General features: G+C 54.4%; 16 protein-coding genes. 5 read left to right on the top strand and 11 right to left on the bottom strand.

Going from position 1 to position 15,736, the window contains the following annotated elements; all coding sequences use genetic code 11:
- The first annotated feature begins 3 nt into the window (after positions 1 to 3).
- Entirely contained in the window at positions 4 to 1,605 is a 1,602-nt protein-coding gene (locus tag IE065_RS10585; RefSeq protein ID WP_189514807.1) for a Na/Pi cotransporter family protein, read from the top strand.
- A gap of 10 nt (positions 1,606 to 1,615) precedes the next feature.
- Here IE065_RS10585 and IE065_RS10590 read toward each other — a convergent pair whose 3' ends face one another.
- From IE065_RS10590 to IE065_RS10610, 5 genes are all read right to left on the bottom strand, one after another.
- Positions 1,616 to 3,154, bottom strand: a complete 1,539-nt coding sequence (locus IE065_RS10590; protein ID WP_189514809.1) for a pyridoxal-phosphate dependent enzyme — start codon at positions 3,152 to 3,154, stop codon at positions 1,616 to 1,618.
- A 63-nt stretch (positions 3,155 to 3,217) separates the two neighbouring features.
- Positions 3,218 to 4,159 (bottom strand): hypothetical protein, encoded by a 942-nt coding sequence (locus tag IE065_RS10595; RefSeq protein ID WP_189514811.1) that lies wholly within the window; start codon positions 4,157 to 4,159, stop codon positions 3,218 to 3,220.
- A gap of 4 nt (positions 4,160 to 4,163) precedes the next feature.
- A complete protein-coding gene (locus IE065_RS10600) occupies positions 4,164 to 5,657 on the bottom strand; it encodes an MBOAT family O-acyltransferase (RefSeq protein WP_189514813.1) in 1,494 nt (497 codons plus the stop codon).
- A 74-nt stretch (positions 5,658 to 5,731) separates the two neighbouring features.
- Positions 5,732 to 6,214, bottom strand: coding sequence for an anti-sigma factor family protein (locus IE065_RS10605; protein ID WP_189514815.1), 483 nt, complete (start codon positions 6,212 to 6,214; stop codon positions 5,732 to 5,734).
- Positions 6,215 to 6,311: 97 nt separating this feature from the next.
- On the bottom strand, positions 6,312 to 6,794 hold the full coding sequence (locus tag IE065_RS10610; RefSeq protein ID WP_189514817.1) for a hypothetical protein: 483 nt from the start codon (positions 6,792 to 6,794) through the stop codon (positions 6,312 to 6,314).
- Between the two features lie 108 nt (positions 6,795 to 6,902).
- Between IE065_RS10610 and IE065_RS10615 the strand changes: the two genes are divergently transcribed.
- Entirely contained in the window at positions 6,903 to 7,538 is a 636-nt protein-coding gene (locus IE065_RS10615; RefSeq protein ID WP_189514818.1) for an MBL fold metallo-hydrolase, read from the top strand.
- 301 nt (positions 7,539 to 7,839) lie between these two features.
- On the opposite strand, the gene IE065_RS10620 is transcribed toward IE065_RS10615, so the two are convergent.
- Entirely contained in the window at positions 7,840 to 9,714 is a 1,875-nt protein-coding gene (locus IE065_RS10620) for an SDR family NAD(P)-dependent oxidoreductase (RefSeq protein WP_189514820.1), read from the bottom strand.
- Between the two features lie 379 nt (positions 9,715 to 10,093).
- Here IE065_RS10620 and queC point away from each other — a divergent pair, with 379 nt between their 5' ends.
- The gene (gene queC, locus IE065_RS10625; protein ID WP_189514822.1) at positions 10,094 to 10,798 is read left to right on the top strand and encodes a 7-cyano-7-deazaguanine synthase QueC; all 705 of its coding nucleotides are present in this window, start codon (positions 10,094 to 10,096) and stop codon (positions 10,796 to 10,798) included.
- On the top strand, positions 10,795 to 11,232 hold the full coding sequence (locus tag IE065_RS10630) for a 6-pyruvoyl trahydropterin synthase family protein (protein ID WP_189514824.1): 438 nt from the start codon (positions 10,795 to 10,797) through the stop codon (positions 11,230 to 11,232). Before queC ends, IE065_RS10630 begins: the two co-directional genes overlap by 4 nt.
- Before the next feature lie 14 nt (positions 11,233 to 11,246).
- Here IE065_RS10630 and IE065_RS10635 read toward each other — a convergent pair whose 3' ends face one another.
- The gene (locus IE065_RS10635; protein ID WP_189514826.1) at positions 11,247 to 11,771 is read right to left on the bottom strand and encodes a hypothetical protein; all 525 of its coding nucleotides are present in this window, start codon (positions 11,769 to 11,771) and stop codon (positions 11,247 to 11,249) included.
- Between the two features lie 73 nt (positions 11,772 to 11,844).
- Between IE065_RS10635 and IE065_RS10640 the strand changes: the two genes are divergently transcribed.
- Positions 11,845 to 12,495, top strand: coding sequence for a 7-carboxy-7-deazaguanine synthase QueE (locus IE065_RS10640; protein ID WP_189514828.1), 651 nt, complete (start codon positions 11,845 to 11,847; stop codon positions 12,493 to 12,495).
- Positions 12,496 to 12,532: 37 nt separating this feature from the next.
- On the opposite strand, the gene queF is transcribed toward IE065_RS10640, so the two are convergent.
- From queF to IE065_RS10660, 4 genes are all read right to left on the bottom strand, one after another.
- A complete protein-coding gene (gene queF / locus IE065_RS10645; RefSeq protein WP_189514829.1) occupies positions 12,533 to 12,904 on the bottom strand; it encodes a preQ(1) synthase in 372 nt (123 codons plus the stop codon).
- A gap of 48 nt (positions 12,905 to 12,952) precedes the next feature.
- Positions 12,953 to 13,765, bottom strand: coding sequence for a hypothetical protein (locus tag IE065_RS10650; protein ID WP_189514831.1), 813 nt, complete (start codon positions 13,763 to 13,765; stop codon positions 12,953 to 12,955).
- Between the two features lie 120 nt (positions 13,766 to 13,885).
- Complete coding sequence (locus IE065_RS10655; RefSeq protein ID WP_189514833.1) at positions 13,886 to 14,512, bottom strand: PEP-CTERM sorting domain-containing protein; 627 nt, start codon at positions 14,510 to 14,512, stop codon at positions 13,886 to 13,888.
- Between the two features lie 51 nt (positions 14,513 to 14,563).
- Complete coding sequence (locus IE065_RS10660) at positions 14,564 to 15,589, bottom strand: TIGR02597 family protein (protein WP_189514835.1); 1,026 nt, start codon at positions 15,587 to 15,589, stop codon at positions 14,564 to 14,566.
- Positions 15,590 to 15,736 lie beyond the last annotated feature (147 nt).

Genomic DNA, 15,736 nt, shown 5'->3' on the forward strand with positions numbered 1-15,736 from the left:
ACGATGACGGAGCAACTGCTACACATATTGGCGGGCTTGGGCCTGTTTTTTGTCGGCATAAAAATGCTGAGCAAGAGCCTGCGCGCCATGGCGGGGGGCTCCCTGCGAAAGCTGGCCCGCAAGATGAGCGCGAACCAGTGGCTGGCGGGCTTCTGGGGCGGGGTGGCTGGCTTTGCCACTCAGAGCGGCCGAACGACGGCGCTGATCATGGCCAGTCTCGTGCAAGGCCGCATTGTCGAGGTGCGCTCGTCGATCCCCATTGTCATCTGGGCGAACTTCGGGTGCACGCTGATCGTGTTCGCCGTGGTGTTCCCAATTAATTTCTTCGTGCTGTTCCTGCTCGGGGTCGCGGGTTTGGCGGTGGCCTTTGAAAAACCGCGTAATTTCCTGAATGTCGTCACGGCGACGTTTGGCTTAGCGCTGATGCTCTACGGGCTGTCCATGATCTCCGCCGCGGCGAGTGAATTTACCGAATACAGTTGGTTTGAGAATTCACTCGACCTGATGAACAAGTCGTTCGTCCTGGCGTTTTTCATCGGTCTGGCGGTCACGGTGCTCGCGCAGTCGCACATGGCGATTATCTTGATCACTTTGGCAATGACGAAAAGCGGGCTGCTGGATTTCGAGCACGCGGTGATGATCATCTACGGCACGCACGTAGGTTCGAGTGTGATCACTTACCTGACAGGAGCACATTTCAAGGGCCGTGCGCTTCAGGTTGTTTGGGCGCAGATACTTTACAACTTGGTCGCAGTCGCGATTTTTCTCGGGTTGTTTTTCTTCGAAGCGCTCTGCCACAGCCGCCTGCTGCACGACTTGGCAATGTCCTTGTCTGACGAGATCAATGTCCAGGCTGCGTTAATCGCCATCCTGATGAATTTGGTGACGCCGCTGGCGCTGATGCTCACACGTAAGAGCTTCACTGGGGCCTGCGAACGCGCCTCGCCGCCCTCGGAAACGGAGAACCTTTCCGAGCCCGAATACCTGCAAGAGGAACTCGTAGAAAGCCCAGTGGCTGGCCTCATGCTTTGCGAAAAAGAGCAGCTTCGTTTGCTCAAGCGCTTACCAAGCTATCTCGGGATGTTGCGCATTGGGGAAGAGTCGCCGCTGGTGACGCCGGAGTCGTATCACCAAGCCTACGAGGTGATTGCACGGAACATTCTCCAGTTCCAAAGTTCGCTGATCTCGCATGCGCTTTCGCCCGATGACACTGAGTGGCTCATCAATCTTCAGAACCGTCAAGAGTTGTTGAACACGATCGAGGCATCCTGTTTTGAGTTGTGTGAGGAACTCGGCAAATCGTCGGTCAATGAAAACGTGGACGTCCTCGGCCAGCAGATTATCGAGGCGCTCGACACCATGATTTTGACCGCCATTGCCGCGATTGAAAACAACGACGACGCGGAATGCGATATGCTCGATACCATGACTTCTGAGCGCGGCGAGTCCATGGAGCAAATTCGCAAGCGTTACTTGGCCTCAGCCGAGCGCGTTTCCGCGAGCACTCGTAATCAGGTGCTCCACATTACGAACGTGTTCGAGCGTGCCAGTTGGTCATTGGGTCGTTTCAGCAAGCTCATCCGCCAAGCTCCGCAGGTTAAGTAATTTCCGTGGGCTAAATCATACGCTCGACGACAGAGGCAGGGACGGGACGGCAGTGGCGGTAGCCCTTGCCTGATGGCGGGAGCCAAGCAAGGAATTCCTCGTGCTGGGTGCGGTCGGAGAACTCCAGGCCGATCAGTGCGCGGCCAATGCGTTCCCCGGTGTAGCGGTAGTTGAAGTAGCAGAAATTGGCGCGGCCACGGATCGTCTCGGAAAGGAAGTCGTGCAGGGCACCAGGACGCTCGTAGAACTCAAGCTTGAGAAAGAGCGGGTGCGACAGGAGCTCGGCATGGCAGGGAATGGCGCGGAACTCGATGTCTTCGCTGCCCGTAACGTTCCCCCAGCGATAGCCGCTCGTGTTGAGCTTTTCCGTGATCTCCGCGAATCGTTCGGGCGTGCTGTCGATGCCGAAAATTGGCCAAGCCTCCTGCGGGTCGGTCTTGCCATACAGGAAGTCGTTAATGCTGACGTCGGCCAAGACGTCGTCGAGCAGGTGTAGCATGCTGCCGGGGATTTCTGGAATATTGATGCGCAGGAAATAGCGGGACTGGAGGCCAGAACTGGCTGTCTCGGCGATCAACGCGAGCTTGCTGAAGTCTAGGTTAGCGCCGCATAGCACGGTCAAGCAGCGCTTGCCAGCGAGGGAGGCTTTACATTGCAAAGCTCCAGCGAGCCCCATCGCTCCGGCGGGTTCGGGGATTGCGCGCAAGCCCTCCCACATCACGCGGATGGCCTCGGAGACTTCCTTGTTGGTCACGGTTATAATGTCGTCCAGCAGTTCGTGGCAAATCTCAAAAGGGAGGGCACCAGCCTGGCGGACGGCGGAGCCATCGCAGAAGATGTCAATGTTGTCGAGGCGCACCGGGCTACCGGCGGCGAACGCGGCCTTCATGCTGGCCTGGTCAACGCCTTCCACACCGATCAGCTTGATGTTGGGCCAAAAGGTGCGCAGCCAGCAGGCAACGCCAGCGGCCATGCCGCCGCCACCGATCTGCAAGAAGGCGACATCGAACGGACCTTGCCCCGACATGACGACTTCGTCCGCCAATGTGCCTTGGCCCGCCATCACATGCAAATCGTCGTAAGCGTGGACAATTGTTGCGCCACTTTGCGATGCAAAGTGATTGGCGGCGTGGACGGAATCATCGTAGGCGTCGCCGGATAAATGGATTTGCACGCGATCTCCGCCAAGACGTCGCACGGCGTTTTGCTTAACCGCCGGCGTGGTGCTGGGCATGAAGATATCGGCATCTACCCCGAGCAGACCTGCGGCCAGCGCAACGCCCTGGGCATGATTACCAGCGGAAGCGGTTACGACGCCCGCGGCGGCTTCCTCGGCGGTCATCACGGCCATCCGGTTAAAGGCACCGCGCCACTTGTAGGCCTTGATTGGTGATACGTCTTCGCGCTTCACCCAAATCTCGCCAGTGAAGTCCGGTAGCTCCAACTTCTCCAGTGGAGTCGGCGAGCCAGCCCGGTAGATGCGCTGCCGGGCAAAGAGAACTTCCTGCCGCAGGCGGCGGAGCAATGACATGGGTTTGTCGGATTCCATGCGGGCACATTGGAAGGCATTGAGACGTGGCGCAATGCGGAATGCGCAATCTCGTGGCACCAGCTATTTGAGCGGGGCGTCTTTAACGGGCAGCACGGAGTCGTTGATCATTTTAACGCCAGCCTTCGGCGTGAAATGCGTGGGATCGGCGGGAAAGAAATTTTCTGGCGCGGAGTATTGGCTGTCGATCAAGTCCACGGTGGTGGGGAAAATATCTTCGATCCGTGCCTTCCACTCTTCTAACTGTTCGGCGGCGGGGGTGCCCTCCATGAGTTCCAGACTGTGCTCGTGCATCGGGGCGAGGACGGCGACCGTCCAGATGCCGCGACCACGAAGGTATTCCGCCAGTCGAGTGATGTAGGTCATGCGATCGGGCGAGATCGAAAAATCAGCGAACCAGCGGGCGTGCTCATTGAATTCGCGCTGGGCCAGAATGTCGTTGGGCGTGGACTTGCTGATGATCCAGCGGTGCGCGATGAATGAGCCATCAGGCGAGAATGCAGGCGGCTCGCCTTGTATGTTTCGGCGCAGGGTTTTTATGGATTCATCCAGCGTGTTAATGCTGAAGAGCTTATCGAGCGTTTCGGTTAATGTTGGCGGTGCGAAGGGATCTTCCTTGATGGGGAATTCGTCACGGAAACTCCAGAAATCGAGTAGCACGATGGCAACCTCGCCATGGTCTACGTAACGGTCAGCAAAGTAGTAGAGTTCTTCGGGCATTGCGCCACCAAAAGTAGCACTGAAGAAATCATATTTATTAAGTGCAGCGGCAGGAATCATGGCGGCCTTACTGTTACCCATGATCACGGCATTAAAGTCGCCCTTTTGGTAAGCTTGGGCTTTGGATTCGCGGTCTGCGCTAGCGTAGATGCCCAAGTGATTGACGCCGAAAATGCCATAGGCATCGGTCCAGTAGTTAAAGCCGCCTACCGCCGCTATGCCGCCGAGAATGATGATCGCCAGGGTGATGAGGTAACGGCGGAAGGGTTTCAGTTGTCCTGTCATGGCCTTAAAATTGGTAGTAGAGGAATTCACTCCGGGAGGACAGGGACAAGAAGGCCGTTAAGAAGACAATCGCCGTCAGCAACGCCCAGCGAACGGTGGGGTGCCAGGCGATGCGTGCCGGTTCCACTGGATCGGCGCAGTCTCCATCGGGTGGCTGAAAGTGGTTGGCTAAAATGCGCTGTAGATTTGGGCATGCCCAACAGAAGGCCACCAGCACCGCAATGAAGGCGAAAATTTGCGGCTTAAACAACTGTACATGATCGCCAGCTTGTTGGCCCAGCATGGCTTGATAAAAATAGGTGGCAGCTGAGAATCCGTCGGCGCGAAAAAGCACCCAAGTCAGAACGACGCATAAGAATGTTAAGGCCACGCCCAAGATTTTTCCGAGGCTGAACTTTGCGTCCGAAGGTGATTTTGCAATTGAAAGCTTCTTCCTGAATTCCGCGAAATGGTGATTGATGAGCAGGAGCACGCCGTGGGCCATGCCCCAGAGGACAAACGTCCAACCCGCGCCATGCCAGAGGCCGCCAATGAACATGGTCGCCATGATGTTGACGTCTCGCAGGAGCTTGCCATGTCGGTTGCCACCCAGAGTGATGTAGACATAGTCGCGCAGAAAACGGGAGAGCGTCATGTGCCAGCGTCGCCAGAACTCGATGATGCTGTGGGCTTGGTAAGGCGAATTAAAGTTGAGCGGGATGCGGATGCCAAAGAGTAGCGCGAGGCCGATGGCCATGTCCGTGTAGCCGGAAAAGTCGAAGTAGATTTGTAGGGTGTAGGCCAGCGCGCCTGCCCAAGCCTCCCACGCATAGAGCGGTAGGCCGTCCGCCGCCGCACCAAAAGCTTCGGAGGCGCGAATGCCCAGCGTGTCGGCAATGATGACTTTTTTAAACAAGCCAAAGGTAAAAAAGGTCAGCCCAACGGCGATGTTTTCCCATTTGAGGTGATAGGTCTTCTTTTCCTCGAATTGAGGCATCATCTCCTTGTGGTGGACGATGGGGCCTGCGACGAGTTGTGGGAAGAAAATGATAAACAGCAGGTATTCGCGAAATTCGTAGAGCGGCGCGTTGTCCTCGTAGACGTCGACCAGGAAGGCGATCTGTTGGAAGGTGAAGAACGAGATCGCCAGTGGCAGGATGACTTCGGACAGCGTCCAACCGACATCAAGCGTGGCGTTGATGTTATCCACAAAGAAGTTGGCGTATTTAAAATAGGCCAAGAGGGCGATGTTCACCACGATGCCAACGATGAGCAGTGGTAAGTTGGGAATACGCGCTCGAGTGAACCGCCCAATAATGCCGCTGATCCAATAGTTGAAAAGCACAGAGCCAAGGATTAGGACCAAGTAAACTGGGTTCCACCAACCGTAGTAAAATAGCGACGCGGCGATCAGCCAGGCCTGCGCCATCTCAACTGCGGCGAATCTGGCCAGCAGGTAGTAACCGATTACTACCAAGGGCAGAAACGCCAATATAAATTCGTAGGAGTTAAATAGCATGCCAACCGGAAACCCCGTTTCCAAAGGGCAACCACTAAGAATTTCTCGCCGTTTGCAAAGAAAATAACGGTCAATTAGCCTGCGGGCGACTCGTCCACCCACACAACAGACCACCCCGAAAGCTTGTCTACGTAGACGATCGGTGTGGCACCTTCGAGGTCGGTTTCAACTAAATCGACCGCATTATAAGGGCTGCGGGGGAGGGAGGGTTCACTGCGAGGAAAGAGAAAAATAACGGATGCTAGGGCAAAGACAGCGGCAGCAGCACCCCAGGTCCAGTATCGACTCCAAGCCATCCAATTAATTACTTTGGGCTGCTCTGTTTCTGGTTCGGCAGTGAACAAGCGTGCTTGCAGGGACTGCCAATCACTTGTGATGTCATCTTCCGATAGGACGGACGGCAGTTCTCGCCATTGCTGTTGCTGCTCCGCCATTTTCGCCAACCATTCGGCGGCGTCGGGGTCTTCGCGCAGTAAATGCTCCGCCGCGGCCTTTTCGGTGGGCGGGCACTCGCCATCGAAATAGCGAGTCAGTAGCTCTGCGTCGGAGTCTTTCATGGCTTGTCTGTTCGGTCAGATACAAGGCGTCAGCGTGAGAAAAGGCGAGGCGAAAGGTTTCCCCTTCGCCTGCGCCTGTTGGTGTTCTGGGGGGGGATTAGCGACGCCGGCAGCTTTGGCTATGGCCGTTGACCCAGACCCGCTCCTTGACGAAGTCGAAGTAAGCTGGGGTGAATGTGCGGTTGCGCAGACCACAGCTGTTGACCTGCCAGCCGAATTGCGCGGGGACTAGCACGCGGCGCTCAACGACTTTCCAATGACCGCCGCCACAGCTGCATTTTCCATGGTTGTCACGCCCGCGATCTTTGCCGTGGGCATCATGACCGCGTCCGCGGCCTTTGCCGTAGCCATCATTGTGGCGGCCTTGGCCTTGACTACGGTCGTAGGTGACTTGGTATTTGGTGCTGCGGTTGCGGTCATGATCGTGGATGGCTTCAGAAACGATGACTCCGCCAATAAAGCCGCCCAGTGCGGCCCAGGCTTCGTTGTCGTTGTTATGGCCGCCCCGGGCTTGGGCGGAGAGTGCGCTGACCAGAAGGACGAGCGTGCAAATTGCCCCGGTTTTGATAGTGTTTTTCATGTGTTTGATTTGGTTGTGTTGCGCTAGTTGAACGATGCAGCCTTCTAGTTTATTCGATTTTTTCGGAAAAAATTCGCACGGGCACATTTTTTCAACAGTGCTTTCTGCATGCAAATCGAGGTCTTTGAATTACCACCCATCGGCACCAACGCCTACTTGCTCAGTGATGCTGAGCGGGGCGAAGCCATTTTGATCGACGCGCCCATGATGGCTTGGGAGACGATTGCCCCACGGCTAGATGGTGATGGGCTCAAGTTGACAGCCGTACTGTTGACGCATGGACACTTCGATCACGTGCTCGGTGCTGCGACCTTTAACCAACAGGGTGTGCCGGTTTACGCGCATGCGGATGACCGCGAAATGCTCGCGAACTTGCCACAGCAGATGCGCATGTTTGGGATACCAGGCGAAGTGCAGGCCCCGACGGTGGATCACTGGATCAATCCAGAGGAGCCGCTTAATCTGTTGGGCCGTTCAATCGAAGTGCGCCATACGCCTGGTCATTGCCCGGGCAATGTAACTTTTTACTTCGCCGATGAGGGGGCGGCATTTGTCGGGGATGTCATCTTTGCCGGAGGCTATGGACGCACCGATTTGCCAGGTGGGGATGCTGCGCTGTTGCGAAAGACGTTTTTCGAGCAGATTTTTACTCTGCCGGAAAAAACTCTTCTTTACCCCGGCCACGGGCCACAGACCAGTGTTGAGCAAGAGCGCTACACGAATCCTTTGACTTCGGGCAATTAGGGCCAGATGGCCGCGTGCTTTTCGGATTCACCCCAGATGGCGATACGGCCTTGCCTGAAATGTGTAAATTTATAATAGATAGCAGCATACGTCTATAAAAGACCGTTACTACGACTGCTACTACTCGCTAAATAATGCTGGGAGGGGCTAATCTCCTCCCAGCAGCCAAGCTATGCTCTAGCATCGGCTTAATTGAGCCGCGTTGTGCATTTCATGCAGAAGGATTTTGGGGTATAGCGCGAATTTATTCGCCCTTGAAGGTGCCCAATAATTCGCGCTTTGCTGGAGTGGAAAAGCGGGCCTAATCTTCTACTTTGGGTTTGGCAGTCTTTTTAGCCGCTTTCTTAACCGCCTTCTTGGCGGCTTTTTTCACTGCTTTTTTGGCGGCAACTTTCTTAACGGCCTTTTTGACGGCTTTTTTCTTGGGCGCAGCAGCTTCGCCGTCGGTCTTGGCAGGCTTTTCTGCCTTGGGCTTGGCTACACGCTTCGCTGCTGGCTTAGGTGCCTCCTTAGGCTCTGGTTTGGGTGCTGGTGCTTCACGCTCAGGCGCTGTGGCGCGCTGTGGGCGTTCATCATTGCGAGCGGAGCGATCCAATTTCGGCTGTTCGACTTGTCGCTGTTCGCCTGCTGGTGCCTCTTGGCGGTCACGGGGTGGGCGTTGATCACGGCGTGGCTGATCACGACGCTCTTGACGTTCTGGCTGACGATTTGATTGCTCAGACCGACGATCCTGATGCTCGGAGCGGCGCTCTTGTGGCTCAGGACGGCGTGATTGACCTTCGGAAGATGGTTCGCGGGAAGATTGACCATCAGATGGCTCATGGCGATGACGAGATTCACCTTGGGCAGGATGTTCGCGAGAAGGTTGTCCGTCGTTGGGTTGGCCCTGGCCATCACGATCCCGCCGATTGCGTCCACCGCGACGACGACGGCGACGGCGCTTTTTGCTGCCATCCTGATTGTCGTCCTGCCCTTGGCCTTGGCCGGGGCGATTTTCGCCGCCTTGCTGACCGCCATCACGTTGATCGCTATCGCGCGGGTTATCGTTGTGTGGGGCATCGTCAGTTGCGACTTCTCGTGAAGAGTCATCAGAAGTGCGGTCCTGTGGACGGTCCTCGCGTGGTCCACGGTCGCGGTCGCGTTGACCGCCGCTATCAGGTCCATCACGTCTGCCGTCGCGTCGGCCCCCTCGGTCGCGTCCGCCGCGCTCATTGCGTGGGCCTTTTTGCTGGCTGCGTTCGCGGGTGCGTTCGAGGTGGCGCTGGGCTTCTTCCTTTTGCTTTTTCAGGAGCTTGCGGGATTCTTCAAGGAGCGCGTCTAGTTCGTCGTCTTCGTCCTCATCCTCGTCCCAATCATCTTCGTCCGGTGGTGGCGCATCGAATGGGCGCTCACGTGGCGGGGTAGGGATGGGCTCGGGCTCGACTGGGAAATACTGGCGTTCGGGCAGGGAAACAGCGTGTGCAGCCTTCGGCATCGGTGGAATGGCGACCGGAATTTTCGGCTCCTCGCGTGTGCCTTGGGGGCGGATGACAATCTGGCTGATGCAGTTGTTTTCCTTGAAGCGAAGCACGGTTTCTACGGCCTGCGCAAAAAGCGCGGCTTCAATGGCGCTTTGGGGCTCCATTTGGATACGTGCTTTGGGGTCCCCTTCGCCTACATTGAACTGCGGGTAGAGTGTGGAGACCTTGACGCCTGCGTCGCGGACTTCCTCAAAAAGCTGTTGCCCAAAATGGTGGAGGCCACCTTGACTGGCGGCTGCGGTTGCGCTGGGCGCAACGCTTTGCCCATTCCATGCGATGTTAATCACGTAGCCGTGGAATTTGATCAGCGAGGGCAGTGTGAGGCGTGTCAGGTAGAGCGGGCAGAGCAGCTCTGTTTGCAGCGCGTATTCGATCTCCTCCAGCGAGGTCTCTTCAAAGCTCTTAGTCGGCGTGTGGCGTGCGGCGTTAACGAGGACATTGACCATGGGGTCGCGCTCGTAGATCTGCGCATAGGCGCTCTCCAGCTCGGAACGTGAGGTGAGGTCGCAATTGACGGCGAGGAAATCTGGATGCTCGAAGGGGCATTTGGAAAAGTCCTGAGCCAGCCCGTAAACACGGAATCCAAGGTCGATTAATTTCCGGGCGATCTGCAGGCCAATGCCGCGTTCAGCGCCGGTGATAAGTGCTATATCCATAGGTATAAGGTTTCCGCTACAGGCGAACGACCCGATTGGGCAACAAGCGCACCCGCCTCAGTATGGCGGGAGCAGTCGGATGCAGGTCGGAGTTTCTTCAAGCGGTAAAAATATTCGTAGTGAACCGGAATTCGGTCAGGGCCAGTGTGGTGAGCGGCACTAGACAAAATTCGGGTAAAGGTTTGAGCAATCAAAAGTCGGTAAGTAAACCCCCTGACAGCGATGAGCAAGACTTGTTCATGGAACATTCTTAAATGCGCGTACCCATGGGAGGGGGGGGGGATGGGATTTGCGATGGACATTTTCCGGCTGAGAACCCAAGTTCGCATCTTCCCTGCTTAGCCATTCCCAGGGGCAATCATAATGAACTGAATGAGCAATGAATGCAGTCTTAATTTATTCTGGAGGCTTGGATTCCACGGTCCTACTCCACCATTTACACCAAGCAGGAAACGAGCTTGCCGCGCTGAGCGTCAACTATGGGCAACGCCACTCCCGTGAAATTGAGTGTGCCCGCCAGCAATGTGCGCGACTTGGCATTGAGCACCGTGTGGCGGATTTGCGTTCGCTGGCTCCATTGCTTGGTGCCAATAGCCTTACAGATAGCGCAGTCGATGTGCCTCAGGGCCATTACACTGAGGAGACGATGAAGGCCACCGTGGTCCCGAATCGAAACATGATCATGCTCTCCGTTGCCACTGGTTGGGCCATCAGCCGCAAGTCTGATTGCGTGGCTTATGCCGCTCATTCTGGTGACCATGCGATCTACCCGGACTGCCGCCGCGAATTCGCAGAGGCGTTGGACGCCGCCATTCGCCTAGCGGACTGGCACGAAGTCCACCTTTACCGCCCTTTTGTTGACTGGACTAAGGCTGACATTGCCAAACGCGGCGAAGAACTGGGTGTACCTTTTGCCGAAACTTGGTCCTGTTATCAGGGGGGCGAGGTGCATTGTGGGCAATGCGGCACCTGCATTGAGCGGCGTGAGGCTTTTTATTTGGCCGAGGTTGATGACCCGACCCCATATGCGATGGAGGCACCTACCGTGGATCAGCTCGTCGCGCAATTTTGGAGATTATCATGATTACCTGCCGCAAGACTTACCGCGATGTTCCCTTTGCACATCGGCAACCATTTCACGATGGTCATTGCGCCTATATTCACGGGCATAATTGGTCGATCACGGTGACCTTTGCTGCGCATGAGCGCGACAGAAACGGCTTCGTCGTGGATTACGGTAAGCTGGGTTTTCTGAAGGATTGGATTGAGGAGCACCTCGACCACGCTTGTGTTTTTCATAAAGATGATCCCCTCCGCGAACAGCTCGTCAGTGCGGCACCGGAAGCGTGGAAAGTCTACGTGGTTGATGACTGCTCCAACGAGGGCATCGCAATGCATTTGAGCGAAGTCTTTGGCCAGTTGGTGGACGAGTTTACCCAAGGCCGCGTTTGGGTCATCTCAGTGGAGGTGGAAGAGGACAGCAAAAACGCCGCGTGTTATACGCGGCCGACACAATGAAACAAACTGGTAGATTAGGCGGAGCGCGCCATATTCTTCTGCCGCGCGTCCTGCTTCTGCTTGTTTTCCTGCTTTTGCTCCAGCTCAACGCGCAGCTCTTCCAGTTCTTGAGCTTTATGCATCAACGCTTCTTCGGATTCTTGCATGTAGCGTTCGCGTTCTTCCAACTCGGCCTTGCGCGAGTCATACATTTCATTGAACTGAATAAATTCTCGGAGAATTTCAATGATACGGTGCGTGTCGGTCAGATTCGCTTTTTGTTCAGCGACTTGTTCTTGCATTATCTGGATCGGTCCGGCGGGGCGGAACGGGTTCCGTTCGCCTTCGACAACTTCCTCCGTCATCAGAATCCAGCTCGTGTCATCTCCGGTATTGTCTTCGTGAAGGATGCAAATTTCCCAGTCTGGATACTTCTCGCCAAGGGCCTTGATCTGCGGCATGGTTTGCGGTTCGTCCAAAACGTTTTCACCCAGAGCCACCCACCATCGATCTTGCTTTTTCGCGGTTTTTAAGAAGTTTTTGAGCTGAGATAAAGTCATCCCGTGAAATATATAATCGAGGTTGGGGCGTAGGTAAATACAACGTCCAAATCTATTTTCTGTAAAGCATATTATGACAATTACTTTACAACTACAGGATAAACATTACCCGATAGCGGAGCATTTTTCCTCATTTCAAGGAGAAGGGCTGTATAGTGGGCGCTCTGCTTTTTTTATTCGGACGTATGGCTGTCCAGTGCGCTGCCCTTGGTGTGATTCCGCCAATACTTGGCACCCTGACCATCGTCCGCCGAAAATCCCCCGGATGTCCGTGGAACAACTGGTGTCGCTTGCGTTGGAGGCCAAGCCGGAATTTGTCGTCATCACTGGTGGGGAGCCAGCCGTGCATGACCTACGCCCACTCACTAGAGCGCTTCATTCGGAGGGGCTGGCGATTCATCTGGAAACGAGCGGGACCTACGCGCTCAAGGGCGATTTCGACTGGGTCACGGTCAGCCCTAAAATTTATCAAGCGCCGCTGCCCGAGCTGATTGAGCGGGCGAGCGAACTCAAGCTGATCATGGAAAACGCTGAGTCCGTGGCCTATTGGGAAACACAGTTGGGCACCGAGTTGATCCGCAAGGATCGTCCTGTCTGGCTACATCCGGAATGGTCCCGACGCGAAGACCCGGAAATCCTTGGCTTAATCTCCCGCACCGTTCGCGAGCGAGGTGCACCCTTCCGCGCGGGTTGGCAACTGCACAAACTCTACGGGGTGCTTTAGAGAAAAGTGAAGGGGGGCTGGAAGTCCGTCCGTTGGCTTAACTGAAATACGGCGGAATTGGGCCTTCGTATTGTGGGTCTGCGTTTTCCGCGATCATGTTGGAGCGAATACCGCCGCGCCCCCGCCAGATTGTTTCCAGTCGCATCCAGCGAGGGTTCATGAGCGCCCACATCTCGTCGAAAATGGAATTCGTGACTGCTTCGTAGAAAATGCCCTTGGTGCGGAAGTCTTGTAGGTAAAGCTTGTAGGCCTTCAGCTCAACGCAGACGTTTCCTGGGACATAGGTGAGCACGATGGTGCCGAAATCCGGGTGTCCGGTCTTCGGGCAAAGCGACGTAAATTCGTCTGCCACATGCTGGATAACATAATCGCGCCCAGGTGCCGGATTCGGAAAGGTTTCAATGTCCATAGTAATCGGGATACTTGCCGCACGACTGGAGGCAAAGCAAAAAAAACGTTAGTCGTTTAGGAGTTCAGGGCTTGGAGTTAGGGGACTCGTATGCGGGGTCTCCAGAATCGGGGCTGCAAAGAGAATTGGTGAGTGGGAATCGACCAAGTCAATCTCCTCAATTATCAATTCAGATTCCAGTTCGCCACTCAAGTAATGCTGCGCCTTATGCGCTAGTTTAATGCCGTCGATGTCTTGATAGTCGCTTAGGCGAACGGTGCGAAATTTAAAGCCGCCGTCTTCATAATCTGTCTTTATTTCTCGCGTAGTGAGGTAGGTCTCTGGATCAAGCCAGTAGTTGATGACACTGCCATTGCTCAGCTTCACTTCAATGCCAATTTCACCCGAGGTATTATTGCTCGCATTGATCATACTGAATGAAGCGGGTTCGCTTTCGGACTCTAGCATGTAGTCGAGTATTAGAGCGTCGCGCGCCATCCCGGCATTGGCTTGTCGGTCCATCCACTTTGCTCCGGTTTGAGGATCCGCTCCAACTGGCACGAACCAGCCGCGGTCACCGTCGTAAGCCTGAATCATCACTCCATCTGGTGTTTCCAGATCCAAGCGGAAATAATGCGGGCGCATTTTTAAAACAGTAAATGCGTAAGCGTTGTCTTTGGTGAGGTAGCGCCCCTTGATTGTCATCGCCTGAATGGCATCAGGAGAGTGCTGCGCAAGTACTGCTGTTCGGTGCTGGTCGATCACGGACTTAAGCTGAGAGGACCATTCCTGCTGATCGTCGGACTGCCAGTTTGCGACATCGAGCTTTTCAAGAAGACCGTCCGTGAGGACGTTCAGGGCGCTGGCTGAGTTCGCCAGCATCAATGAATTTAGGAAAAACGAGAGCAGCAAAAATCTCACTGGATGTGGTCTCATTAAGTGAAAGAAAAACCTCCCCTCAGCTAGAGGGAAGGTTGGTGGAATTCTCTATCGTGGCTTGCCTTACTTGTGACGACGCTTGCCAGCGTAAAGCAGCATCGCGACGCCAAAGATAGCAGCATAAGTGCTGGGCTCCGGCACAGCGGCTACTGTGAAGGATGGGGTCAGGGTGTTTAGCGCTGAAGGTGGTGTGTTACTAAAGCCATTCGGTGGCACTACCATATTACTGCCATTATCTCCTGCGGCACCGTAAATCGATGAGGTGTTTGCGTTTTCTGATGGAAACCAAACCAGTACGAATTGATTGCCGTTACTGATGTTATTATTTTGAATGTTAGCGTTACCCAAGACTGTTCCGTCACCAAATCCAAATAATGAACCGTTCTGCGTTTGTGGAGGAGTCTGTGAAGAGCCAAGCGTGCCTCCATAGACAAACCAATCGTCTGTGAACGTATTTCCTCCGTCCAGTGACAAAAATTGACCGTTTGTGGTGATGTCCCAGGCAGTGTAGTTCCCTAGGTCAAACGTGTTTGTTCCAGAGGTATCAACAATAAAGCCAAAGGACATGCCGTTTGTGGCAGTGCCAGAAGCATTTTGTAATCCATCTTTGTTAATGGAGAATGTCACGGAAGCAAAGCTTGTGGTGCAAGTTAGGGCAAAAACAATTGCTGTAAATGGACTTCTTTTCATATTGATCTTCAGAGGAAAGCGGAGGGCGGGTGGAGTTGCAAAGAGCTAAAATTATTGTAGATAGTTAGGAAGGTATGTCCATTCTACTGAGTCATTAGAACCTGTGGAGGGCTTTCGTAGAATGAAGCTGCCGCCAGCTGGCAGTATAACGTCATTTGAGAGATTAAAGCTAGTGTCACCCCAATTTTCAGATGCTGCGAAATAGGTGTATACCTCAGGGGCTTTGAAGTAGCCTGAGGCTGTATTGTCATAAAGTAAGATTTGCGTTCCATCTTGTATTCCAAGGTTTGAAGTGCCCAGTGTTACGTCAATGGGTGAATATACACCGTAAAACAGATCATTCGCCGACGTGTCTGAAGCGACTACTTGACGATTTTGGAACATTGGTACCGCTCCGGACACAGTTAAACTGAGGTCGCTGCTTGCTGGAGGTGTTTTAACAATCAAACCTTCACCTGGGTATATGATCGCATCATTAACAAGGTTGAAGCTTGTATCGCCCCAATTGCTGGATGCGTCAAAGTACGTGTAAACCTCGGGTGCTTTGAATGTATTGATTGTGGAGTTGTCGTAAACGAGGATTTGAGTTTGATCTGGCAGCGTTGCGCTAGCAAACAGGCTTGCTGGGGTCCAGTAAGGGATGATTTGGAAAACGTCGCCGTTGCCTGCTCCGTCGACTGACTCGGATTGGACACCGGTTAGGTTTTCGTTGCCGAGAGCGACAGTGATTGAGCTGGCGTCGTTGGCGGTGATTTCCAAAGCGAGTCCTTCTTTTGGACCAGTGAGGAAGACCATGTAGTAGGTGTTCGCTGGGTCGAGGGAGTCGGCGTCGCCGTATATAAACTGGTCATCGGCCCATGCAGGGGTACCTAGTGCTGTGATCGTGCTGCCGCTAAGAGAGTCAATACGTCCTTCAAAAACAATCCCACGGCTGAAAGGTATGCTGATGCGCGTGTCCGATGCTCCTTTGATGGGAATCACCATGCCACCCATGGGGTCGGTGGTTGCGGCATTGAGGAGGGGACCGCAGAGGACACTGGCGATCGCAAAGAGTTTTAGGTAGGGTGTATGTTTCATTGGACAATAATTCGGGAACGATATTAAGTCTGAATTCGGCGTTGAGATCAAGTCTATATTGGTTGCTCGCCTTGATGTAGGCTAAAAGTATACCTATATTGGTTGGTTTTACGTTTTTTTAAGAAAGAGGGTTCTAACAGTTAGATT

The sequence above is a fragment of the Cerasicoccus arenae genome (assembly GCF_014651635.1).
GTDB lineage: Bacteria > Verrucomicrobiota > Verrucomicrobiia > Opitutales > Cerasicoccaceae > Cerasicoccus > Cerasicoccus arenae.